At 71.4% G+C, this 21801-nt stretch carries 21 protein-coding genes; 8 read left to right on the top strand and 13 right to left on the bottom strand.

Features of this window, described 5'->3' with window-relative positions; genetic code table 11:
- Positions 1-6: 6 nt before the first annotated feature.
- Positions 7-561 carry a nuclear transport factor 2 family protein gene (locus VYL96_RS00085; protein ID WP_131885610.1) on the bottom strand — a complete coding sequence of 185 codons (555 nt, stop codon included), beginning with the start codon at positions 559-561 and terminating at the stop codon, positions 7-9.
- A 52-nt stretch (positions 562-613) separates the two neighbouring features.
- Here VYL96_RS00085 and VYL96_RS00090 point away from each other — a divergent pair, with 52 nt between their 5' ends.
- From VYL96_RS00090 to VYL96_RS00100, 3 genes are read left to right on the top strand one after another with little or no spacing between them, the layout of a single operon-like run.
- The gene (locus tag VYL96_RS00090) at positions 614-2122 is read left to right on the top strand and encodes an FAD-dependent oxidoreductase (RefSeq protein WP_131885609.1); all 1509 of its coding nucleotides are present in this window, start codon (positions 614-616) and stop codon (positions 2120-2122) included.
- The gene (locus VYL96_RS00095) at positions 2119-2826 is read left to right on the top strand and encodes a PaaI family thioesterase (protein ID WP_131885608.1); all 708 of its coding nucleotides are present in this window, start codon (positions 2119-2121) and stop codon (positions 2824-2826) included. Before VYL96_RS00090 ends, VYL96_RS00095 begins: the two co-directional genes overlap by 4 nt.
- 38 nt (positions 2827-2864) lie before the next feature.
- Entirely contained in the window at positions 2865-3527 is a 663-nt protein-coding gene (locus tag VYL96_RS00100) for a PaaI family thioesterase (protein ID WP_131885607.1), read from the top strand.
- Between the two features lie 105 nt (positions 3528-3632).
- Here VYL96_RS00100 and VYL96_RS00105 read toward each other — a convergent pair whose 3' ends face one another.
- A complete protein-coding gene (locus tag VYL96_RS00105) occupies positions 3633-4451 on the bottom strand; it encodes an SDR family NAD(P)-dependent oxidoreductase (protein ID WP_165928465.1) in 819 nt (272 codons plus the stop codon).
- Between the two features lie 11 nt (positions 4452-4462).
- On the opposite strand from VYL96_RS00105, the gene VYL96_RS00110 reads away from it, so the two are divergent.
- Positions 4463-5221, top strand: a complete 759-nt coding sequence (locus VYL96_RS00110) for a PaaI family thioesterase (RefSeq protein WP_131885606.1) — start codon at positions 4463-4465, stop codon at positions 5219-5221.
- Positions 5222-5225: 4 nt separating this feature from the next.
- Here VYL96_RS00110 and VYL96_RS00115 read toward each other — a convergent pair whose 3' ends face one another.
- Both VYL96_RS00115 and VYL96_RS00120 read right to left on the bottom strand, forming a co-directional pair.
- Positions 5226-5861: a TetR/AcrR family transcriptional regulator gene (locus tag VYL96_RS00115; RefSeq protein ID WP_243699651.1), complete on the bottom strand. Its 636-nt coding sequence runs from the start codon at positions 5859-5861 to the stop codon at positions 5226-5228.
- Between the two features lie 68 nt (positions 5862-5929).
- Positions 5930-7441, bottom strand: a complete 1512-nt coding sequence (locus tag VYL96_RS00120) for a fatty acid desaturase (protein ID WP_131885604.1) — start codon at positions 7439-7441, stop codon at positions 5930-5932.
- A gap of 236 nt (positions 7442-7677) precedes the next feature.
- On the opposite strand from VYL96_RS00120, the gene VYL96_RS00125 reads away from it, so the two are divergent.
- The gene (locus tag VYL96_RS00125; protein ID WP_407935069.1) at positions 7678-9549 is read left to right on the top strand and encodes an ABC transporter ATP-binding protein; all 1872 of its coding nucleotides are present in this window, start codon (positions 7678-7680) and stop codon (positions 9547-9549) included.
- Between the two features lie 50 nt (positions 9550-9599).
- On the opposite strand, the gene VYL96_RS00130 is transcribed toward VYL96_RS00125, so the two are convergent.
- The 4 genes from VYL96_RS00130 to VYL96_RS00145 form a co-directional block, all read right to left on the bottom strand.
- Positions 9600-10529, bottom strand: a complete 930-nt coding sequence (locus tag VYL96_RS00130) for an SDR family NAD(P)-dependent oxidoreductase (RefSeq protein WP_131885603.1) — start codon at positions 10527-10529, stop codon at positions 9600-9602.
- Positions 10530-10602: 73 nt separating this feature from the next.
- Positions 10603-11925, bottom strand: coding sequence for a TrpB-like pyridoxal phosphate-dependent enzyme (locus tag VYL96_RS00135; protein ID WP_131885602.1), 1323 nt, complete (start codon positions 11923-11925; stop codon positions 10603-10605).
- Between the two features lie 37 nt (positions 11926-11962).
- Positions 11963-12445 carry a GNAT family N-acetyltransferase gene (locus VYL96_RS00140; protein ID WP_131885601.1) on the bottom strand — a complete coding sequence of 161 codons (483 nt, stop codon included), beginning with the start codon at positions 12443-12445 and terminating at the stop codon, positions 11963-11965.
- Positions 12442-13191 carry a hypothetical protein gene (locus tag VYL96_RS00145; RefSeq protein WP_243699650.1) on the bottom strand — a complete coding sequence of 250 codons (750 nt, stop codon included), beginning with the start codon at positions 13189-13191 and terminating at the stop codon, positions 12442-12444. The genes VYL96_RS00140 and VYL96_RS00145 overlap by 4 nt, the downstream gene beginning before the upstream one ends.
- A 71-nt stretch (positions 13192-13262) precedes the next feature.
- Here VYL96_RS00145 and VYL96_RS00150 point away from each other — a divergent pair, with 71 nt between their 5' ends.
- Together VYL96_RS00150 and VYL96_RS00155 are read left to right on the top strand one after the other, a co-directional pair.
- Positions 13263-13793: a peptidylprolyl isomerase gene (locus tag VYL96_RS00150; protein WP_165928464.1), complete on the top strand. Its 531-nt coding sequence runs from the start codon at positions 13263-13265 to the stop codon at positions 13791-13793.
- Positions 13794-13881: 88 nt separating this feature from the next.
- Positions 13882-14616 (top strand): rhomboid family intramembrane serine protease, encoded by a 735-nt coding sequence (locus tag VYL96_RS00155; protein ID WP_131885600.1) that lies wholly within the window; start codon positions 13882-13884, stop codon positions 14614-14616.
- 34 nt (positions 14617-14650) lie between these two features.
- Here the strand turns inward: VYL96_RS00155 and VYL96_RS00160 are convergent, their stop codons facing one another.
- Both VYL96_RS00160 and crgA read right to left on the bottom strand, forming a co-directional pair.
- On the bottom strand, positions 14651-15118 hold the full coding sequence (locus VYL96_RS00160; protein WP_131885599.1) for a PH domain-containing protein: 468 nt from the start codon (positions 15116-15118) through the stop codon (positions 14651-14653).
- A gap of 345 nt (positions 15119-15463) precedes the next feature.
- Positions 15464-15730, bottom strand: coding sequence for a cell division protein CrgA (gene crgA / locus VYL96_RS00165; RefSeq protein ID WP_131885598.1), 267 nt, complete (start codon positions 15728-15730; stop codon positions 15464-15466).
- Between the two features lie 86 nt (positions 15731-15816).
- Between crgA and VYL96_RS00170 the strand changes: the two genes are divergently transcribed.
- Positions 15817-16497, top strand: coding sequence for an aminodeoxychorismate/anthranilate synthase component II (locus tag VYL96_RS00170; RefSeq protein ID WP_131885597.1), 681 nt, complete (start codon positions 15817-15819; stop codon positions 16495-16497).
- A gap of 120 nt (positions 16498-16617) precedes the next feature.
- Here the strand turns inward: VYL96_RS00170 and pknB are convergent, their stop codons facing one another.
- Genes pknB through VYL96_RS00185 form a run of 3 tightly spaced genes read right to left on the bottom strand, consistent with a single transcriptional unit; the run spans position 16618 to position 21799 of the window.
- Positions 16618-18669, bottom strand: coding sequence for a Stk1 family PASTA domain-containing Ser/Thr kinase (pknB, locus tag VYL96_RS00175; RefSeq protein ID WP_007626920.1), 2052 nt, complete (start codon positions 18667-18669; stop codon positions 16618-16620).
- Positions 18666-20330 carry a serine/threonine-protein kinase gene (locus VYL96_RS00180; protein ID WP_063972696.1) on the bottom strand — a complete coding sequence of 555 codons (1665 nt, stop codon included), beginning with the start codon at positions 20328-20330 and terminating at the stop codon, positions 18666-18668. Before VYL96_RS00180 ends, pknB begins: the two co-directional genes overlap by 4 nt.
- Positions 20327-21799 (bottom strand): penicillin-binding transpeptidase domain-containing protein, encoded by a 1473-nt coding sequence (locus tag VYL96_RS00185; RefSeq protein ID WP_007633184.1) that lies wholly within the window; start codon positions 21797-21799, stop codon positions 20327-20329. Before VYL96_RS00185 ends, VYL96_RS00180 begins: the two co-directional genes overlap by 4 nt.
- Positions 21800-21801 lie beyond the last annotated feature (2 nt).

Consider the following 21801-nt stretch of genomic DNA (forward strand, 5'->3'; position numbering starts at 1 on the left):
GCCACGCTACCTCTCGCGGGAGCGTCCCAGCAGGGCGCGGCCCTCGCCGTCGTCGGTCATCGCGCGGGCGGTGCGGAGCACGACGCGCCACCCCCGGTCGGGAGCGTCCACCGACCCGCGCCGTTCGAGCTCCCACCGGCTGGCCGTCACCCGCACGACGGTGTACCGACCCGGCTTGGAGGAGCGGACGACGAGCTGGGTGTAGCCGGTCGCCACGGCGCGATCCCCGTCGAGTACGACCACCGGCAGGCTCGGGACGTGACCGCACCCGTGCGCGATGAGGCCCTGGTGCGCGTCGCCGGTCACCATCTCCACCAGCCCGTCGTGGCCCTCGAGGCGGCCGGTGTCGACGTCGTAGACGCCGTCGGAGGTCCACAGCTCGGCCACGCCCTCGGCGTCGCCGGAGTCCACGCGCGGGGAGTAGGCCGCGAGGATACGGAGGATCGCCAGCTCGTCCTCGGCGGCGGCGAGGCGGTCGTGCGTGTCGGTGAGGAGCGCCTCTAGGGCGGCCAGTCGGGCGTCGAGGGAATCGAGGCTCACGGCCTCGGAGGAGGAAGTCATGGCTCCCACATTAATGCGCCGCCTGAGTGGGTGAACACGTTATAGTTCCGGTATGGCGGACACTACATCGGACACCGGTCCATCGGTCTTCAAGGCCGACGTCCTGGTCGTGGGGATGGGCATCGCCGGAGCGTGCGCGTCGATCGAGGCCGCCGAGGCCGGCGCCACGGTCATCGCGCTCGAGGGCGCCTCCGGGCCCGGTGGCTCGTCCGCGCAGTCCGGCGGGGAGGTCTACCTGGGCGGCGGTACGGCCACCCAGCGGGCGCTCGGCATCTCCGACACGGTCGAGGACATGCGCGCGTTCCTCACCGCCGCCCTCGGACCCAACGCCGATCAGGCCAAGATCGACGAGTACTGCGCCGGCGCCGTCGAGCACCACGACTGGTTGGTCGACCACGGCGCGGTGTTCAACCACAAGTTGTGGGACACCCCCACGTGGATGCCGGGCGACGACTCGGGGCTCATGTGGATGGGGGAGCGCGCCGAGCCCTACGCCTCGCTGGCGAAACCGGCCGCGCGCGGCCACCGCCCGCCCGCCCCGAACTTCGCGGGCAACGTCCTCATGGACGCGCTCGTCGCCACCGCCGAGAAGGCCGGCGTCGACCTGCACTGTGACGTCAAGGCGCGGTCGCTGATCGTCGAGGACGGCCGTGTGGTGGGCGTGCGCGCAACGCAGTTCGGTGAGGAGCGCGAGTACCGCGCGACCGGCGGTGTCGTGCTGGCGACCGGCGGGTTCGTGGACAACGACCGCATGCTCGAGCAGTGGGCGCCCCAGCAGCTGGGCAAGGACAAGGTCTCCGACGGCCGCGACGACGGCTCGGGGATCGAGATGGGCATGGAGGCCGGCGCCGCGGTGCGTCGCATGCACCAGACCGAGACCGCGATGCTCATCATCCCGCGCCTGGTCGTGGGCTCGATGCTCGTCGACGGTGACGGCCACCGCTTCATCAACGAGGAGGTGTACCCGGGCCTGTACTGCCACGCCGCCGTGCACCACCGCCGCCCGCCGGTGTGGGTGATCATCGACGAGAAGGGCATCGAGGACGTCCCGGAGAACGAGCTGTGGGGCATGCAGCCCATGCACGCGGCCGAGACCATCGAGGAGCTGGCGGCCGACTGCGGGCTGTCCGCCGACGCGCTGGCCGACCAGCTGCGCCGCTACAACGAGGGCGCCGCCCGTGGCGAGGACCCGCAGTTCGGGAAGAGCGCGCAGTGGGTGCGCCCGCTCGAGCCGCCGTTCGGCGCGTACCCCACGGGGGCCGGCGGACCGGACACCTTTAACGGCCTCCCGCTCAAGGCGCAGGGATTCACCCTCGGTGGCCTGCACACCGACCTCGACTCCCGCGTGCTGAGCCGCGCCGGCGAGCCCATCCCCGGTCTGTTCGCCGCGGGCCGCTGCACGCACGGTCTCCACGGTGACGGCTACATCTCCGGAACCTCGCTGGGCGACGGGTCGTTCTTCGGCCGTCGCGCGGGTCGGGGCGCGGCGGGGGCGACCGGTGCGGCCGGTACGACCGACGCGTCGGCCGCCGCGGACGCCGTCGGGTCGGTGCAGGCGTGAGCGAGCAGGACACCGTCGTGCGACGGGAACGGCCGGAGATCGACCTGGGTCCGTTGGACCCCGCGCGCGGCGGTGGTCGCCCTGTCGACCGGATAGACGACGACGAGGCGGGCCTCTACGACCTGGTCGAGCAGGTCCGCCGGATCCGCGCGCTGACGACCGGCGGGATCTTCGACACCGACCTGGGCCCGCTGACCGCCCGGCTCCGCGAGGTGGCCGACGAGCTCGAGGCCGCGTCGGCGAGCCCGGAGCACCGGCAGGAGGTCAGTTGGCGGGAGCGCCGCTACGTCCCCAACTGCCCGGTGATCGGGCGGTCCAACGTCCTGGCGCCGCCGGCGGAGTTCGAGCTGCTCGACGACGGTACCGTTCGGTCCGAGGTCACCCTGGGGCTGGAGTACCAGGGCCCGCCGGGGTGTGTGCACGGCGGGATCGTGGCCCTGATGTTCGACGCGGTGCTGGGCCGGGCCAACCACCACGCCGGGACCACGGGGATGACGATGTACCTCGACCTGGACTACCGGAGCCCCACCCCCATCCTCGAGCCGATCGTGATCACGGGACGCGAGGTCCGCGTGGAGGGCCGCAAGATCTGGGCGCAGGGGGCGATCCACGCCGGTGACCGACTGTGCGCGACCGCCGAGGGGATGTTCGTGACCCCGCAGGGACTGCTGGAGGAGAACCGGCGCCGGCTGGCCCGGGGCTGAAGCGGTCCCGCGCCGGGCGCGGAGTAACGTCACACGGCGTGACCGAACAGCCAGATCCCGGGGAAGCCGTCTCCGCCCAGACCTTCCTCGACCAGCCCGACCACGCCTCCGGCGCCACCGAGCTCGCCCGCCAGCTGAGGCGCATCCGCGGCCTCGTCTCCGGCGCGGACTTCGAGGACCTGTCCGCGGAGATCGAGCTCGCCCGCGAGCTGGCCGACCGCATCGAGAACGCCGCCACCCCCCACCCACCGGCCGAGTACGACTCGTGGGGCGTGCCCGAGCACATCGCCTCCAACCCGGTGATCGGCTCGCGCAACCCGGCGGCCCCGCCCCTCGAGGCCGTCGTCTTCCCGGACGGCACCGTCCGCGCGGACCTCACGCTGGGTGTGGAGTTCCAGGGTCCGCCCGGATGCGTGCACGGCGGCGTGGTGGCGATGCTGTTCGACGAGATGCTCGGCCTGGCCAACGCCGCGGCGAAGCACATCGGGATGACGGTGGACCTGCAGGTCACGTACGTCGCCCCCACCCCGCTGGATACGCCCCTGCGGTTCGAGGCCCGCCAGGACCGGGTGGACGGACGGAAGCTCTGGTGCACGGGCACGCTGCACGCCGGGGACACGCTGTGCGCCTCGGTCACGGGCATGTTCGTCACGCCGCGCTGGATGCTCGACGGGGATCAGAGCAAACCCATCGAGGGCTGACAGGCCCCGGCCGGCGCGCCCTTCCCGACGCAGCAGCGCGCCCCGGGCCCACCGGTGCGGGATGTCCCCGCGCCGGTGACCCCGGGGCGCGCCCGGGAGCCGGGGTCAGTTCCCGCGGAGGGCCTTCATCCGCTTGTGGGAGCCGGCCACGATGCGGCCGCGGTCGACGCCGGACGAGAACTCGACGCCCTTGCGGTTGTTCTCGCCGCCGCAGACGTGGATCGGCCCGTTGCCGATGGACGCCAGGACCTCCTCGGCGACCTCCTCGGGCTCGCTGACGGTGAAGCCGGGCAGATCCATGTCCAGGCCGGCGCGCACCATCGCGGGGGTGCGGACGACGCCGAGGATGACCTCGACGACGTCGACGCCGTACTCGCGCATCTCCAGCCACAGGCCCTCGACGAAGACGCGGCTGAACGCCTTCGCCGCGGAGTAGACGCTCATGTCGGCGTGACCGAGGTAGCCGGCCATCGAGCCCATCACCACGATGCCGCCGCGACCGCGGGCCTTGAGGCCGGGGCCGAACTGACGGATGATCTGCATCGGCGAGGTGATGTTGAGGTCGATGACCTTCTGGACCTTGTCCATATCCGACTCGACGAACTCGGAGCCGTAGGTGTTGGCGCCGGCGTTGAGCACGATCAGGCCGAGGTCGAGGCCCTCGCAGGCCGCGGCGATGCCCTCGGTGGCACCGGGCTCGGTGAGGTCGACGGACAGGGTCCGGCACCCGACGCCCTTGGCGCGCACGGCCTCGGCGGTCTCCTCGAGGGGCCCGGTCTTACGGGCGACGAGGACCGTGGACACCCCCTGATCGGCGAGGCGGAAGGCGATCTCGGCGCCCACGCCCTCACTTCCGCCCACGACGAGGGCCCAGGGTCCATAGGTAGCAGGATCGAAGGGCTTCGGATTGACAGGTGTCGACATACCCTAAGAGTATGACTAAACAGAGCGATAGTCCCGGATTCGGCGGCGTGCCCCTGCCGAAGCTGGGTCCGAACGAGGATTTCTCCCTCGAGGCGGCGCGGAAGCGACTGGGCGAGACGTTCGAACCGATCCCCACCCCGGAGTTGCCGCCGGCGGACCCCGACCTCGACCGCGCGGTCGCCGAGCTGCGTCGGCTCCGCGAGGCGACAGCGGCGTTGGCGCATTCGGAGGTCGAGCTCGGGGACATCGCCGACCGCCTGGCCGAGGTGGCTGACCTGCTCGAACCGCGCGTCCCGTCGCCGGCGAAGCGGCTCGAGATCATGTGGACGGGTGCGGGCACCCGCCGGTCCAACCCGGTCGCCGGGCCGGAGAACCCGCTCGCCCCGCCGGTGCAGTTCTACGGCTGCGATGACGGCTCGGTGCGGGCGGAGGTCACTCTGGGGCCCGTCTACCAGGGCCCTCCCGGGTGTGTCCACGGGGGTATCAGCGCCCTGATCATCGACCACATGATGGGGTTCGCCAACCACTGGGGCGGCCGCTTCGGGATGACCGCGCACTACGAGATCGACTACCGGTCGCCCACCCCGCTGCTCGAGCCGCTGTCGTTCCGCGCGTGGGTCCAGGAGCGCGAGGGCCGCAAGACGTGGACGCACGCGACCATCCACGCCGGCGAGCGTCTGTGCGTGGAGGCGCGTGGGCTGTTCCTGGAGGCGAGCGTGCCGGTCCCGGGTCAGCCGGGCACCGAGTCGATGCTCGGGGACGGCGGATAGGGGCTCAGCCCGGCAGGTCGACCTGGACGACCTTCTGCAGGTAGGGCGCGATGACCTCGGTCAGGCCGGAGGCCAGCTGGTCGGGGTCCTCGGGCGGCAGCGAGATGAAGCTGATGCCGATGCGGGCGATGATGGAGGCCGCCAACCTGGCCTGTGACTCCTCGATCCGCATCCAGCTCTCGGCGAGGGCGGGGGTGAGCACCTCGGTGGCGCGCTCGATCAGCGGGCCGGCCTCGGTGGTGATGAGCCGCAGCAGTTCGGGCTTGATATCCCCGGTGAGCAGGGCCCGGATGAGCGGGTCGCGCTGGCTGGAGAGCAGGAAGCCGTTGATGCCCTCGCGCAGCGCGGTCTCTATCTGCCCGGGGTACCGGATGATGGAGTCGCGGATCTCACCGGCGAACGTCTCGGACAGTTGCAGCGCGTACGCCTGCGCCAGACCCTGCCGGTTGCCGAAGGTGCTGTAGAGGGTCTGCCGACTCAGCCCGGCGGCTTTGGCGACGTCGGACATGGTGACCGCGGACCAGTCGCGCGAGCCCAGGAGCTCGTGCATGGCCTCGAACACGGTGCTGCGGAGCGGCCGACGCTCCCCGCGGGCGTCCCCGGGGGAGAGTCGGTCACTGGTCTGGCGGTGACGGGGCATGGTGTCCATTGTTGCGGATACCCGGTTCCGGGCGGGGGAGGGTCGGGTTCGCACCCCGTAGGCGGGGGTCACTTCACCGGCAGGAAGTCGACCTTGTCGCGCACACCGCAGTCCGAACACTGCCAGGAGTCGGGGATGGCCGACCACGGGGTGCCGGGCGGGAAGCCCTCGCGCGGGAGGCCGGCGGCCTCGGAGTAGTGGTTCCCGCAGTTGGGGCACACGTACTCACCGGTGGGCGAGGTCTGGTCGGTCGCGATGTCGGTATCGGCGATGACCTTCTCCGCCACCGCGGTCGAGCCGGCGCCGTAGCGGGCGAGGATCCTCTCCCGCTTGGACGGCTGGATGTTCGCGCGGGTGATGTCACCGTCGTAGTGGTCGAGGACGCGCTTGTCCATGACCTTGCGCCACAGCGGCGGGACGTAGGCGATGACCATCATGGTCGCGTACCCGGACGGCAGCTGCGGGGCCTGCTCGAAGCTGCGGAGCATCTGGTAGCGGCGCATCGGGTTGGCGTGGTGATCCGAGTGCCGCTGCAGGTGGTACAGGAAGATGTTGGTCACCAGGTGGTCGGAGTTCCAGGAGTGCTCGGGGCGGCAGCGCTGGTACCGACCGGCCGAGGTCTTCTGGCGGAGCAGTCCGTAGTGCTCGAGGTAGTTGACGACCTCGAGGAGGGAGAACCCGAAGATCGCCTGCACGATCAGCCAGGGGGCCACCTCCCAGCCGAAGATCGCGATGAGCGCGCCGAACAGCACGACGGTCATGAGCCAGGCGTTGAGGTTGTCGTTGCGGAGGGTCCACGGGCTCTTGCCCAGGCGTCCGAGACGCTCCTTTTCGAGCGACCACGCCGAGCGGAGCGAGCCCACGACGCTGCGCGGCAGGAACGCCCAGAAGGACTCTCCGAAGCGGGAGCTGGCAGGGTCCTCCGGGGTGGCGACGCGCGCATGGTGGCCGCGGTTGTGCTCGATGAAGAAGTGGCCGTAACCGGTGGTGGCGAGCGCGACCTTGGACAGCCACTTCTCGCTGCCGGCGATCTTGTGGCCGAGCTCGTGGGCGGTGTTGATGCCGATGCCGCCGGTGATGGCCACGGTCCAGGCGACGCCGATGGAGGCGGCGACGCCCAGGCCGCCGTCGTAGCCGAGCCAGGACAGGTCGTCGGCGGTCCAGAGGTAGCAGGCGGCGATGAGCGAGGCGTACTGGAACGGGATGTACAGGTAGGTGCACCACCGGTAGAACGGATCGGCCTCGAGCTTGTCCATGACCTCGTCCGGCGGGTTCTCCCCGTCGGCGCCGATCGCCAGGTCGCCGAGCGGGATGGCGACGTAGACGAGGAACGGCAGGAGGTACCACGCCACGGTGGCGGGGATCTCCCAGCCGAGGGCGTTGAAGCCGGCGACGAACGGCATGGACAGGAACAGGCCCATCGCGGGGATCACGCCGAGGAGCCACAGGTAGCGCTTGGCGTCGGTCCACGCGTACGGCTCGACGTCCGCGTGAGCGTGTCCGTGATGGTCATGGTGCGCGTGAGGCGCCTCGTGCTCATCGGCCCCGTCCGTGGGGCGGATGTACTCGGTGCTGGACATCGCGACGACCTCCGAATCAACGTTTTGTGGCATATGCCACTGTGTTGCATCCGACATTAGACAAAAACCCGCGCCGTGTCTAGACATACCGTCGTGCTTTGTCCAGAAGGCCTTGAGGGTGACGACGACGAGGACCCGCGTCCACCGACCCGGGCCGGAATAGGTCGGGCACCCGCCGGGTTGTACGGAGGTGTCGTCGGTACACCCCTCGACCGGCGTGAGAGGAGTGGCCCGGCTTGTCCATGCACATGGCCGCCATGCGGACGCTGTACCGGGCCGAGAACAACGGCATCTCGCTCGACCGGAGTGTCTTCACCCGCGAGAACTTCCGCCGGATCGGGCAGTTCGCGCGCCCACACACCCGGCGGATCGTCGTCTTCCTCATCCTCTCCGTCTTCGGGGCGTCGCTGGCGGTCCTGACCCCTGTGCTCGCGGGCCGGGTGGTGACAGCGATCGTCGAGGCCTCGCCGGTGCAGGTGGTCGTCGGCCTCGCGGTCCTGATCGCCGTGATCGGCGTCGTCGAGGCGGTGGCGGCCGTGTTCACCCGGCTGTGGTCGGCCCGGATCGGCGAGGGCCTGATCCTCGATCTGCGTCGCGCCGTGTTCGACCACGTGCAGACGATGCCGGTCGCGTTCTTCATGCGGACCCGCACCGGCGCCCTGGTCAGTCGCCTCAACAACGACGTCATGGGTGCCCAACGGGCCTTCTCCGACACCCTCTCCGGGGTCGTGTCCAACCTGGTGCAGCTGGTCCTCACCCTGGCGGTGATGGCCGGCATCAACTGGCAACTCACCGTGCTGTCGGTCCTCCTGCTGCCGATCTTCCTGTTCCCCGCCCGGTACGTCGGTAAGCGTCTGGCCCGGCTCCGTCGCGAGGCCTCGGACCTCAACGCGTCGATGAACGACCAGATGACGGAGCGCTTCAACGCCGGTGGCGCGACCCTGGTGAAGCTCTTCGGCCGGCCCTCCGCGGAGTCGGCGGAATTCGCGGCCCGTGCCGGGCGGGTCCGCGGCATCGGGGTGCGCACCGCGCTGCTGATGAGCGTGTTCATGAACTCGCTCACGCTCGTGTCCACTCTCGCCCTGGCGCTGGTCTACGGGATGGGCGGGTGGTTCGCCCTCAACGGCGGGTTGGACGCCGGGTCGGTGGTCGCGCTGGCGCTACTGCTCACCCGTCTCTACGGCCCGTTGACGGCGCTGGCCAACGCGCCGATGGACATCGTCACGGCCATCGTCAGCTTCGAGCGGGTCTTCGAGGTCCTCGACCTGGAGCCCCTGATCTCCGACGCCCCCGACGCCGTCGACATCCCCGAGGGCCCGGCGCCCATCGAGTTCGACGACGTCCACTTCTCCTACCCCTCGGCGGACAAGATCTCGCTGGCCTCGCTGGAGGAGGTCGCGGTCCTCGACACCCGCGGCGGGCAGGAGGTGCTGCACGGGATCTCGTTCCGCGCCGCGCCGGGCGAGATGGTGGCGCTCGTCGGGTCGTCGGGCGCCGGGAAGTCGACCATCGCGTCGCTCCTGCCCCGCCTGTACGACGTCGACTCGGGCGCGGTGCGGGTCGCGGGCCTGGACGTGCGTGACGTCACGTCGTCGTCGCTCCGTCGGACGGTCGGCATGGTCACCCAGGACGGCCACCTCTTCCACGACACGATCCGCGCGAACCTCACCTTCGCGCGCCCGGAGGTCACCGACGATCTCGTGTGGGACGCGCTGCGCCGGTCCCGGCTCGAAGGCCTGGTCGCGTCGCTGCCCGACGGCCTCGACACGGTCATCGGGGACCGCGGGTACCGGCTGTCGGGCGGAGAGCGTCAGCGCCTGACCATCGCGCGGCTGCTCATCGCGGAGCCGTCGGTCGTGGTGTTGGACGAGGCGACGAGCGCGCTGGACTCGACCAACGAGTCCGCGGTCCAGGAGGCGCTGACGGAGGCGATGTCCGACCGGACGTCGCTGGTGATCGCGCACCGACTGTCGACCGTCCGGGCCGCGGACCGCATCCTCGTCCTCGAGGCGGGGCGCGTGGTGGAGTCGGGTACCCACGCCGAGCTGCTCGCGGGCGGCGGGCGGTACGCGGAGCTGTACGAGACGCAGTTCGCCGACCAGGAGTGACCCGCGGCCGGCCGCCGGCGTCAACCGCGCCGCCCGGCCGCCCCGGCCGGTCAGCTCTCCAGGTGCAGGCCGAGCTCGCGGGCGGCCAGCGCGGCGTACTTGGAGGTCTGCTCGAAGGCGCCCTCGAGGGGGTTGGCGTCGGTGACGTCGGCGATCTCGGCCCAGCGCTCGGCCACCACCTCGGGGGTCCGCGCACCCTCGGGCAGGTAGACGCCCCGGCTCTCGACCATCTGCGACATCGCGAACACGCCGGCGCCGGCACCGAGGATCGTCTTGGTGGGGGCGTCCTCGCTGACCATGAACAGGGCGCCCGGCGCGATGGTCTCGGGGCCCATGATGTCCAGCACCCGCTGGGGCAGCAGGTCCTCGGTCATGCGGGTCGCCGCGGTGGGCGCGATGGAGTTGACCTTGATGTTCTTCTTCTCGCCCTCGATGGCCAGGACGTTCATCAGGCCGACCAGCCCCGACTTGGCCGCGGCGTAGTTGGCCTGGCCGAAGTTGCCGTAGATGCCGGAGGAGGACGTGGTCATGAGGATACGGCCGTAGCCGGCCTCGGCCATGTGCGGCCAGACCGCCTTGGTGCAGTTCACCGAGCCCATGAGGTGGACCTCGACGACCTTGCGGAAGTCCGCCGGCTCCATCTTGGCGAAGGACTTGTCGCGCAGGATGCCGGCGTTGTTGATGAGGATGTCGATCCGGCCCCACTTCTCCATGACCGTCGACACCATGGCCTCGACCGCCGCCTCGTCGGTGATGTCGCTGCCGTCCACGATCGCCTCGCCGCCGGCCGCGGTGATCTCCTCGACGACCTGCTGCGCCAGCGACGGCGACCCGCCCTCACCGCGGACATCGCCGCCGAGGTCGTTGACGACGACCTTGGCACCACGCTCGGCCAGCGCGAGGGCGTACGCGCGGCCCAGGCCGCCGGCCGCACCGGTGACGATCGCGACCCGATCGGTGAACTCGATGGTCTTGGTCAATTGGGGGCTCCTTTATCGAGGGTAGGGAACGTGATTGGTGGTCTGGTGTGGGGCGCGGGCCCCGTCCGGCGCGTCAGCCCAGCTCGCCGCGGACGAACGACTCGTACGCGGGCAGGTCGAGGAAGCCGTGACCGGACAGGCCGATCACGATCGACGGCCCGGTGCCGGCCTCGCCGGTGTGCTCGCGGGCCTTCGCCATGGCGCCGGCCAGCGCGTGGGTCGACTCGGGGGCGGGCACGATGCCCTCCGCCTTGGCGAACTCGACGCCGGCCGCGAACGCGACGTTCTGCTCCACCGCCATCGAGTCGAGCAGGCCGAGGTGCTTGACGTGGCTGACCAGCGGTGCCATGCCGTGGTAGCGCAGGCCGCCGGAGTGGATGGGATCCGGGACGAAGTCCTGGCCGAGGGTGTACATCTTCATCAGCGGGGTCAGGCCCGCGACGTCACCGTGGTCGTAGCGGAACTCGCCCTCCGTCAGCGACGGGCAGGCCGTGGGCTCGACCGCGACGATCCGGGTCGCGGCGCCGGCGAGGTTCTCCCGGATGAACGGGAACGCCAGCCCGGCGAGGTTGGAGCCACCGCCGGCGCAGCCGTAGACGTAGTCCGGAGCGCCCTCGCCGAACATCGCCAGCTGCTTGATGGCCTCTTCGCCGATCACTGTCTGGTGCAGGCACACGTGGTTGAGCACCGAGCCCAGGGAGTAACGGGCCTCGGGATCCGCAGCGGCCACCTCCACGGCCTCGGACACGGCCATGCCGAGAGATCCCGGGGTGTCGGGGTCCTTGGCGAGGAGCGCGCGACCGGCCTCGGTGAGGTCGGATGGGCTCGGGTGCACGGACGCCCCGAAGGTCTCCATGAGCATGCGCCGGTACGGCTTGGAGTGGAAGGAGGCCTTGACCTGCCACACCTCGACCTCGATCCCGAAGGCCTGCCCGGCGAACGCCAGCGACGCACCCCACTGGCCGGCGCCGGTCTCGGTGGTCAGCTTGGTGATGCCCTCGGCGGCGTTGTAGTACGCCTGCGCGACCGCGGTGTTCGGCTTGTGTGAACCGACGGGGCTGGTGCCCTCGTACTTGTAGTAGACGCGGGCGGAGGTGCCCAGCGCCTTCTCGAGACGCCGTGCACGGATGAGCGGCGACGGCCGCCACAGCCGGTAGATCTCCCGGACCGCTTCCGGGATCTCGATGTACCGTTCCGGGGTCACCTCCTGCTCGATGAGCGCCATCGGGAACAGGGGCGCCAGGTCCCCGGGACCGAGCGGCTCCCTGGTTCCGGGGTGCAGGTGGGGCGCCATCGCCTCGGGCAGGTCGGCCTGGATGTTGTACCAGTGCGTCGGCATCTCGTTCTCGGGCAGGAGAGCCTTGACCAGCGGGACGGAGGGGGCGTCAGACGTCATGTGTGTCCTCGGAAGGGATCGAAGGGTGAGCCTGGTCTCATCCTAGGAGGTCGCGTCGCATGGGCAGATGGGGGATCCGTCCGTCGAGGTAGTCCGGCCCGCACCGGACGAATCCGAACTGCTCGTACCACTGCTCGAGGTGGGCCTGGGCCCCGATCTCGACCGGTCGGTCACCGCACAGCTCCAACGCCCGGCGGATCAGCCCGGCCGCGATTCCCCGCCCCCGCCAGGACGGTGCAGTACACACGCGCCCGATGTGCATGAGGCCGTCTGCGGAGTCGTCCCCGAAGACGCGCAGTGTCGCCACCAGTTCACCGCTCGGCGCCCGCGCGAGGAGATGAGTGGTGCCCGGGTCGGCGTCGACGTCGTCGATCTCGGCGTACGGGCAGTCCTGCTCGGCCACGAAGACGTCCACGCGCAGTCGGTACAGCGCGTGGACGTCCAGTGGGGCCAGCTCCTCGAGGGCCGACGCGGATATCTCGAGCGCCGGGTCGTGGGCCGGCGCGTCGGATCGGCTCATGCGCCGGTGGTGTTGCCGTCCGTGGTCTGACCACCCGTCGCGGCGTCGTCCGCCGCGACGTCATCGGAGGGCTGCGGCGCGGAACCGGCGGCGGGGCCGGGCGCGGCGCTGCCCGCGGCCGGGGAGGACTCGGCGGACTGGTCGGCGGGGCCCTCGGGATCCGGGGACTCGATGGTCAGGTCCTCGCCCGTCTCCGAGGCCTCGGACGCACCGGCGTCGGGGCTCGCGGATCCGGCCGCGGCACCCGGAGAGTCGGCGGCCACCTCGGCCGGGGTCGGCGTCCGCGGCGGAGCCGGGGTGGGCTTGGGCGCCGGCGGGGAGGAAGGAGCGGGCGAGCCCGGGTCACGCAGGAAGTACGCGGTGGCGCCGACGACGGCGGCACCGCCGACGAGTCCCACGATCCACAGCGGCGCGAAGCGACGCAGCGGGCTGCGCTTCTCCTGCGGCGTGGCGAGGGCGGAGGTCTTCTCGCGCAGGGAGTCGGCGTGCTGGCGGGCGTCGGCGGCGAGGTCACCGAGGATCTCCGCCTGCTCCGCGCGGCGCTCACGGAGCACCTGGATGCCGCGGCTTGCTCCGAAGAGGGCGAGCCCGACGGGGCCCCGGGTGGCGGCGACGGCGGCCTCGCCGAGGAACCGCGGGTCCTTGAGATCGAACGCCTTGCGCGCGGCGGTCCCGGCCTTGTTCAGGTCCTTGTCCGCCTGCTTGACGGCCTTGCGGTGGGCGGCGCGATCGCTTCGTGTGCTCATGTGACGATGGTGGCACAGCGCTCGGACACCGACCACCACCTCGCCGACATCGGTTTCACCATCGTGGCAGGATGGGACGTGTGAGCATCGCAACGCAGAAGGCAACCATCCACACCAACCGGGGCGACATCGTCGTCGAGCTGTACGGCAACCACGCCCCGGAGACCGTGCAGAACTTCGTCGGGCTGGCCGACGGCTCCAAGGAGTACTCCCAGGCCAACGCCAAGGGGGAGAAGACCGGCCCGTTCTACGACGGCTCCATCTTCCACCGCGTCATCTCCGGCTTCATGATCCAGGGCGGCGACCCCACGGGCACCGGCCGCGGCGGCCCGGGGTACCAGTTCAAGGACGAGTTCCACCCGGAGCTGCAGTTCTCCGAGCCCTACCTGCTGGCCATGGCCAACGCCGGACCGGGCACCAACGGATCGCAGTTCTTCATCACGGTCGGCCCCACGCCGCACCTGAACAACCGCCACACCATCTTCGGCAAGGTCGCCGACGAGGACTCCCGCAAGGTCGTCGACGCTATCGCCACCACCCGTACCGGTGCGATGGACCGCCCGACCGAGGACGTCGTGATCGAGTCGATCGAGATCTCCTGACCGACCTCCCCGGCCGGTCGGCGGCGCGGGTCCCGGGACTCCCGGGCCCGCGCCGCACGTCTATCCACAGCACGACGAACCGGGAGCCATGAGCATCCAGACCCACCGCGGTGGCGCGGTCTCGCGCTTCTTCCGCCTCCAGCCGGTCACGGCGTGGCTGATCACCGCCAACCTCGCCGTCTACGTCGCCACCGCGGCGCAGGCGCGCAGCATCATGGTGAACAGCGCGTCGGCCCTGTTCGAGGTCACGGCCCTCTTCCCGCCGATGGTGGCGGTCCGCGACGAGTGGTGGCGGCTGCTCACCTCGGCGTTCCAGCATTTCGGCCCGATGCACCTGCTGCTCAACATGTACATGCTGTGGATCCTCGGTCTGGGGATCGAGCGCAGCATCGGGCACGCCCGGTTCCTGGGTCTCTATCTCGTCTCCGCCCTCGGCGGGTCCGTGGCGGTGATGTTCACCAGCCAGAACGCGCTCACCGCCGGAGCCTCCGGGGCCATCTTCGGGCTGATGGGGGCGTACGCCATCGTCGCGATGTCCCTGCGCCTCGACGTCAAGGGCATCGGCTTGCTGCTCGTGCTCAACATCGGCGTCAGCTTCATCGTCCCCGGGGTCTCGCTGGGCGCGCATCTCGGCGGGCTCGCGGTGGGGGCGGTCGCCGCCGTCGCGCTGGTGGTGCTGCCGCGGCGCCTGCCCGCCCGTGTGCGGCGCGGGGGGCGGGAGGTCGTGTCGTGGACCGCGTACCTCGTCGTCGTCGTCCTCGTCGGGCTCGCCGCCTGGTACGCGGCGGAGTCCATGACCGCGGGGTTCGTCTTCCTCCGCTGAGCCCCACCGGCCGCGCCGCGCGCGCCGCCCGTGGCTACGTGTCGCCGCGCCGGTCGCCGAACCCCAGCCGCGTCAGCGTCTCCACGACGTCGCGCGGATCGGTGCCCAGATCGAGCCGGGTGAACACGTCGAGCTGCTCGCGGCCGCGCTCGTCGGTGTACTCCAGCCTCATCATGTGCTGCCGCACGCCCCACCGGGCCGACCCGAGCGCGCGCACCTCCACCACCGCGGACCGGGGCACGAACAGCGCCCGTCCGAGTTTCTTGATCGCCAGTTGCCCGTCCACGACCTCGATCCGCGGCCGCCGCAGCAACTGCGACACCCCGGACGGGATGAGGAACAGCGCCGCCAGCCCCGTGAGCAGCAGCGCGAGCGGCTCCGCACGCTGCACTCCGAGCACCACCAGCACGACGCCCGCGGCGATCTGCACGCCCGGCCACACCACGCCCGGCGACCACGACACGGCCGCGGGCCCCGCTCCGGAGACCGCCTCACCACTCACACGCCCATCCTCCCTTATCCACAGGCGTTATCCACACTGTGGAGGAATAACACGCGTGGAGTTCGAAAGTCGTTCGAGTCGGAGCGGGCCCGACCTGCGGTGTCGACCTCGTCGTCGTCCCACAGGCTTTATCCCCAGTGTGGAGGGAGTTGTCCACAGTGTGTGAGGAGTGTGGAGGAGCGGGGTCACTGTCGTCGGCGGCCTTGCGATCGGGCTGTTGACCTGCACAAATAGACACATTTCGGAGAAAATGCAGGTCACCCCCCGCGTCGTGCGGGGGGTGACCTGTGGAAAAGCCTGTGGAAAGTGCCGGCGCGCCTCGCGGCGGGGGTCTGTGGAGAACCGTCAGCGCCAGTTCATCGTCATGAGCAGCCCGACGACGGCCACACCGAAGCCGATCGCGAAGTTCTGCCACGTCTCCAGATCGCGCATGAACGGGATCTTCTCCCCGGCGATGTAGTACGTGACCAGCCACAGTAGCCCGACGATCATCAGACCCAGCATGAGCACGATGTACCAGCGCGCCGTCGGGGTCCCCTTGACCTTGACGGGGGTGCGGCTGACGGCCGCGTCGGTGTACTCGGTCTTGGACCGGACCTTTGACTTGGGCATTTCAGTCCTCGTGGTGGGGGATGTCGGGGCGAGTCTACCAAGCCCACCGCGGACGCTCCCCGGTCCGAGCGCAGTACGCTGCGTCTATGCGCATTCTCGTCGTCGACAACTACGACAGCTTCGTCTACAACCTGGTCCAGTACCTGGGCCAGTTGGGCGCGACGTGCGACGTGTGGAGGAACGACGACGACAGGCTCGCCGGCCCGGACGGCCGCTACGACCCGGCCGGTCTGGAACGCGTCATCGGAGAGTACGACGGCGTCCTGCTGAGCCCGGGGCCCGGAACGCCTGATCGGGCGGGTGCCACGATCCCGCTGATCGGGGTCTGTGGGCGCGCGGGCGTGCCCGTGCTGGGCGTGTGCCTGGGCCATCAGGCGATCGGTGAGGCGTTCGGTGCGACCGTCGACCGCGCCGCCGAGCTCATGCACGGCAAGACGAGCCGGGTCACGCACGACGACTCCGGCGTCCTCGCCGGCATCCCCAGCCCGTTCACGGCCACGCGCTATCACTCGCTGACCGTGCTGCCCGAGACGATCCCGGACACGCTCGTGCCGACGGCGTGGACGGAGTCGGGGCTGGTCATGGCGATGCGGCACCGCGACATGCCCGTCCACGGCGTGCAGTTCCACCCCGAGTCGGTGATGAGCGACGGCGGACACCGCATGCTCGCCAACTGGCTGGGGATGTGCGGGGAGCGGCCGTCCGAGACCCTGGTGACGCGGCTGGAGTCGGAGCTCGACCGGACCCGCGGCGCCGCCCTCGCCTGACCGCGGCCGGATCGCGCGAGCCGTCACTTCGGTCAGCGTATCCCCAGGACGTGGTTCGGCGAACCGTGCAGAAGCGACGCCTGACCGCTGCACGCCGCGCGCGGTGGCGCGGCCGGTCGGTCAGCCGGGGCCGGGGACCAGGCCGAATCGGATCACCCGGACCACGACCTGGTCGTTGACGCCCGCCTCGCCCACCGGCGGCTGCTGCGAGTAGATCCGGCCGACCCTGGATAGGTCCGGATCGTTCTGCGGGAGCTCGACGAGCTGGCCGCGGCCGCCACGCCAGCCTGCCTGCTCGAGCTTGGCCAACGCCTCCTCGACGGTGTCGCCGACGATGTTGGGCATCTCGAAGCGGTTCCCCGCCGAGACCTGCAGCGTGATCGTCGCGCCCTTGAGCTGGGACTGCCCGGCGGGCGTCGACTGGCCGACCACCTGACCCTCCGGCGCCGTGCCGTCGACGCGCAGGGTGTCCACCCGGAAGCCCGCGGCCTCAAGCGTCGCGCGCGCGGACTCGGCGCCCTGGCCGACGACCCCGGGCACCGCCACCTGCTCGGGTCCGGACCCCACCGTGAGGCGGACCGGCCGGTCGGAGGGGACCTGCGCGCCCGGCGCGGGATCGGTGTCGACGACCTTGTCCTGGTCCTCCGGCGTAGACGGCCGTGCCTCGTTCTCCGGGACGACCTGGAACCCGGCCTCCTCCAGCGCCAGACGGGCGTCGGCGGGCGACATCCCCATGACGTTGGGCACCGACAGGATCGGCTTGCCCGTGGACACGATCAGGTTGATCTCCGAGCCCACCGCGAGGCGCTTGCCGGCGATCGGGTCCGACGAGATGACGTGTCCCTCCGGGATCTCAGGGTGCGGCGCCGGTGCCTGCACCGGCTCGAGGCCGAGCGCGGTGAGTTCCTCGACCACCTCGGCCACCGGACGCTGCGCCACCTCCGGGATCGTCACCTCCTGCGTCCGCGAGATACCGCCGTCCCCGCCGTTCGAGGTTGCCCACAGGGACACGGCGGTGACGCCGCCCAGCACGAGGAGCACCGCCAACGCGATCGCCACCCCCCGTGGCCTGCGGCGTTCGTCGTCCCGGGTCGTCGGCCGGCGACCGCCCGCGGAGTGGGATGCGGGACGGGACCCCGCCGCGGCACCCGCGGCTCCGCCGGCCGCGCCACCGGTCACGCCCGCCAGATCGTGCGCCTCGGTGAGCGCGTCCGAGGGAGACTGCTGGGGCCGGCCGGTCCCGTACCCCGCGCCGGTGAACCCGTGTGGCGCGTCGGGCCGCTCGTCGTCGTCGAGGTCGTCGTCGGACAACACCAACGGCGCCGCCGGACGGCCGCCGGTGAGCACCGTGATGAGGTCGGTGCGCATCTCCCCGGCCGACGTGTAACGGTTCTCCGGGTTCTTGGCCATGGCCTGCATGACCACCGCGTCGACGTACCGCGTCACCTCCGGGTTGACCGCCGACGGCGGCCGCGGGGACTCGCGGACGTGCTGATACGCCACCGCCACCGGCGACTCGCCCGTGAACGGCGGCACCCCGGCGACCATCTCGTAGAGCACGCAGCCGGCGGAGTACAGGTCCGACCGGGCGTCGACCTTCTCGCCGCGCGCCTGCTCGGGGCTCAGGTACTGCGCGGTGCCGAGGACCGACGACGTGGTGGTGAGCGTCGACGAGGAGTCGCTGACCGCGCGCGCGATGCCGAAGTCCATGACCTTGACGGCGCCGTCGCGGGAGATCATGACGTTGGCTGGCTTGACGTCGCGGTGGATGATGCCCTTCTTGTGCGAGAAGTCGAGCGCCCCGCACACGTCGGCCATCACGCCGAGCGCCCGCTCGAGCGGCATCGGCCCGTCCATGCGGATGAGGTCGCGCAGCGTGTCGCCCTCGACGAGCTCCATGACGATGTACGGCAGGGAGCCCTCGTCGGTGTGCTCCTCGCCCTGGTCGTAGATCGCGACGATCGAGGGGTGGTTGAGCGACGCCGAGTTCTGCGCTTCACGACGGAAGCGCTGGTAGAAGGTCTCGTCGCGGGCCAGCTCGGGCCGCATGATCTTCACGGCGACGTCGCGGCCGAGAACCGTGTCGCGGCCGCGGTGGACCTCCGACATGCCGCCGAAGCCGAGGGTCTCGCCGATCTCGTACCGGCCCGCGAGGACGGACGGTGTGGTCATGCGCCCTCACCCCCGCCGCGCGCCGGCACGGGCACCGCGTCACCGTCGGTCCGCCCGCTGGCCTGGGGACCGTCGCCGCGACCCTCGCCGCCCCGGCCCTCGCCGCCCTGCTGACCCTGGCCCTGTGCGCCCTGTTGGCCCTCGCCCTGCTGCGGCAGGAGCGAGCTGAACTCGGAGGTGAGCGAGTCGAGCATGTCCTGCAGGTCGGAGGTGGTCGGCGCCCCGGTCGGCGACGGTGAGGGCTCCGGGGTCGGCGTGGGGGACGGGGTGGGGCTCGGCCGCGGCGTGGGTGCCGGGGCGGGGGCCTGGGTGGTCACGGTGGTGACGGGCGTGGTGGCCGGCGTCCGCGGAGTGGTGGTGCCGCCGCCGAACAACCCGCCCGGGCCGAAGACACCGAGGTTGGACAGCGCGACCGCCGCGGCGACCGCCAGGGCGGCGACCAGGACGAACACCACGAGGAACCACCCGGCGCAGCCGCCCCCGCGGCGCCGCCGGGGAGGCCGCGTGGTGACCGGCGGGGTGGGCTGTCGGCCGGTGGCCGGCGACCGGTGGGACCGACCCGCGGCCTGCGCGGTCGGCTGACCCTGCGTCCGGGGCTGGCCCTGCGTGCGCGGTGCGCCCTGGGTGCGGGGTCGGCCGGCGGTGCCCGGGTGCATGCTCGTGTAGGCGCGCGTCGGATCCGCGCCGGCCGACGAGGCGCGGTACACGCCCGAGCCGTCGTCGGGGAGGACGGTGGTCGCCGCGGTGGCGGCCGCCGCACCCGCGGCCGCGCCGGCGGCGGCCCCGCCCGCGGCGGCGAGGAACGCGCTCGGCGGGCGCGGATCGCGGCCGGCCCGGATGTCGGCGACGGCCTCGGCGAAGGCCTCGCCGTCGGGGTAGCGCCGCTCGGGATCCTTGGACATCGCCTCGGCGATGACGCGCCGGACCGGGCCGGGGACGGACTCGGGCAGCGGCGCCGGGGTGTCGCGCACGTGCATCATCGCGACGCTCACGGGTGAGTCGGCGACGAACGGTCGCCGCCCGGCCAGACACTCGTAACCCACCACGCCGAGGGAGTAGACGTCGCCGGCCGGGGTGGTGTCGTGGCCCATCGCCTGCTCGGGCGCGATGTACTGGGCGGTGCCCACGACCATCCCCGTCTGGGTGACGGCGGACGCGCCCATGGACTTGGCGATCCCGAAGTCGGTGAGCTTGACCTGCCCCGTCGGCGTGATGAGGATGTTGCCCGGCTTGACGTCGCGGTGCACGAGCCCGATCGCGTGGGCGGCGTTGAGGGCGCGGCCGGTCTGCTCGAGCATGTCGAGCGTGTGGCGCAGGGGCAGCGTGCCCTCGCGCGCGAGGACGTCCGACAGCGGCTCGCCCACCACGAGTTCCATGACGAGGTAGGACAGCGGGCTACCGGAGGCGGGGTCGGTGATCTGGCCGTAGTCGTAGACGGTGGCGATCCCGGGATGGGAGATCCGCGCGGTGACCTTGGCCTCGGAGCGGAACCGCTCGACGAACTCGGGGTCGGAGGAGTACTCGGCCTTGAGGACCTTGACCGCGACGTGCCGGTCGAGGACGGAGTCGTCGGCCTCCCAGACCTGGCCCATCCCGCCCGTGGCGATGAGCCGCAGCAGACGGTAGCGCTGGGACAGCAGAGCCCCGGAGTTCAGGCTCACGGCGCGCCTCCGAGGAGGGCGCCCAGGACCTCGCGCCCGATGGGGGCGGCGTAGGTGGCGCCGACGGTGTCGCGGGTGATGCCGGGGCCGGACTCGATCGCCACGGCCACCGCCACGTCACGGCCGGGGGCGAAGGCGATGTACCAGGTGTAGGGGATCGACGTGGAGGCGTCGACGCCGTGCTCGGCGGTGCCGGTTTTGGAGGCGATGGTCACCCCGGGCAGGCCGCCGCCGGCGTTGGCCTCGGCGCCGATCATCATGTCGGTCAGGGTGGCGGCCTGGTCGTCGGTGAGGGCGCGGGCCGCGTCGCGGGGGGTGAAACCCTCGACGACGGAGAGGTCGGGCGCGGTCAGGGACTTGATCAACTGCGGTTCCATGCGGACGCCGCCGTTGGAGACGGTCGCGGCGACCATGGCGCTCTGCAGCGTGGTCATGCGGACGTCGCTCTGGCCGATCGCGCTCATGGCGAGCTGGGCGGCGTCCTCCATCTCCCCGAGCCCCGACGGCGCGACGGGCACACCGAAGTCCTCCGGGGCGGTCCCGTCCACCCCGAACTTCTCGGCCATCTCGGTGAACGCCTCCGGGCCGATCTCCTGGCTCATCTCCACGAACGGGACGTTGCAGGACAGTTCGAGTGCCGTGCGGAGGGTGACCGTGCCGCCGCCGCAGGTCTGGCCCGCGTAGTTCTGCAGGTAGGTGGCGGTGCCGGGCAGGAGGGTACGGTCGGCGCCGGAGACGGGGGTGTCCGGACCCATGCCCTGCTCGAGGGCCGCGGCGGTGGTGATGACCTTCATCGTGGAGCCGGGCGGCAGGGCCTGCTGGGTGGCGTGGTTGAGCAGGGGTCGGTCGGGGCTCTGCTCGATGCGGGCCATCTCCGCGGAGCGCACGTCCGGGTCGGTGCTCGACAGGGCGCCCGGGTCGAAGGAGGGGCTGGAGGCCAGCGCGAGGACCTCGCCGGTCGACGGGCGCACGGCGGCGACGGAGCCGACGAACGGGCCCTGGCCGGCGCCGCGGCGGAGGGCGTCATAGGCGACGCGCTGGCCGACCGGGTCGAGGGTCAGCTCGACGGAGCCGCCCTGGGGCGTGCGGCCGGAGATGAGGCCGGTGATGCGCTGGGACAGCAGGCGCGGGTCGGAGCCGTTGAGGAAGGCGTCCTGGGACTGCTCGATCCCGGCGGTGGCGAACTGCAGCGAGTAGTAGCCGACGGTCGGGCCGAACACCTCGGGGTCGGTGGGGTAGGTGCGCTCGAACTCGAAACGCCCGTCCGACGGCAGGGACATGGCCAACACGCGCCCGCCGGCGGTGATCTGTCCGCGCTGGCGGGAGTACTCGTCGAGGAGCATGCGGGTGTTGCGCGGGTCGGCGCGCAGTTCGTCGGCGCGGAAGACCTGCACCCAGGTGAGCTGGAGGAGGAGGGCCACCACCATGACCATGGCGGCCACTGCGACCCTGCGGATGGCGGCGTTCACGC

It is taken from the genome of Dietzia maris (assembly GCF_036287335.1).
GTDB lineage: Bacteria > Actinomycetota > Actinomycetes > Mycobacteriales > Mycobacteriaceae > Dietzia > Dietzia cinnamea.

Excerpts from the sequence above, each read along its gene's own strand:
- VYL96_RS00085 (WP_131885610.1), bottom strand. The coding sequence starts at position 561 with ATGACTTCCTCCTCCGAGGCCGTGAGCCTCGATTCCCTCGACGCCCGA.
- VYL96_RS00090 (WP_131885609.1), top strand. The coding sequence starts at position 614 with ATGGCGGACACTACATCGGACACCGGTCCATCGGTCTTCAAGGCCGAC.
- VYL96_RS00105 (WP_165928465.1), bottom strand. The coding sequence starts at position 4,451 with ATGTCGACACCTGTCAATCCGAAGCCCTTCGATCCTGCTACCTATGGA.
- VYL96_RS00110 (WP_131885606.1), top strand. The coding sequence starts at position 4,463 with ATGACTAAACAGAGCGATAGTCCCGGATTCGGCGGCGTGCCCCTGCCG.
- VYL96_RS00115 (WP_243699651.1), bottom strand. The coding sequence starts at position 5,861 with ATGCCCCGTCACCGCCAGACCAGTGACCGACTCTCCCCCGGGGACGCC.
- VYL96_RS00120 (WP_131885604.1), bottom strand. The coding sequence starts at position 7,441 with ATGTCCAGCACCGAGTACATCCGCCCCACGGACGGGGCCGATGAGCAC.
- VYL96_RS00135 (WP_131885602.1), bottom strand. The coding sequence starts at position 11,925 with ATGACGTCTGACGCCCCCTCCGTCCCGCTGGTCAAGGCTCTCCTGCCC.
- VYL96_RS00140 (WP_131885601.1), bottom strand. The coding sequence starts at position 12,445 with ATGAGCCGATCCGACGCGCCGGCCCACGACCCGGCGCTCGAGATATCC.
- VYL96_RS00145 (WP_243699650.1), bottom strand. The coding sequence starts at position 13,191 with ATGAGCACACGAAGCGATCGCGCCGCCCACCGCAAGGCCGTCAAGCAG.
- VYL96_RS00150 (WP_165928464.1), top strand. The coding sequence starts at position 13,263 with ATGGGACGTGTGAGCATCGCAACGCAGAAGGCAACCATCCACACCAAC.
- VYL96_RS00155 (WP_131885600.1), top strand. The coding sequence starts at position 13,882 with ATGAGCATCCAGACCCACCGCGGTGGCGCGGTCTCGCGCTTCTTCCGC.
- crgA (WP_131885598.1), bottom strand. The coding sequence starts at position 15,730 with ATGCCCAAGTCAAAGGTCCGGTCCAAGACCGAGTACACCGACGCGGCC.
- VYL96_RS00170 (WP_131885597.1), top strand. The coding sequence starts at position 15,817 with ATGCGCATTCTCGTCGTCGACAACTACGACAGCTTCGTCTACAACCTG.
- pknB (WP_007626920.1), bottom strand. The coding sequence starts at position 18,669 with ATGACCACACCGTCCGTCCTCGCGGGCCGGTACGAGATCGGCGAGACC.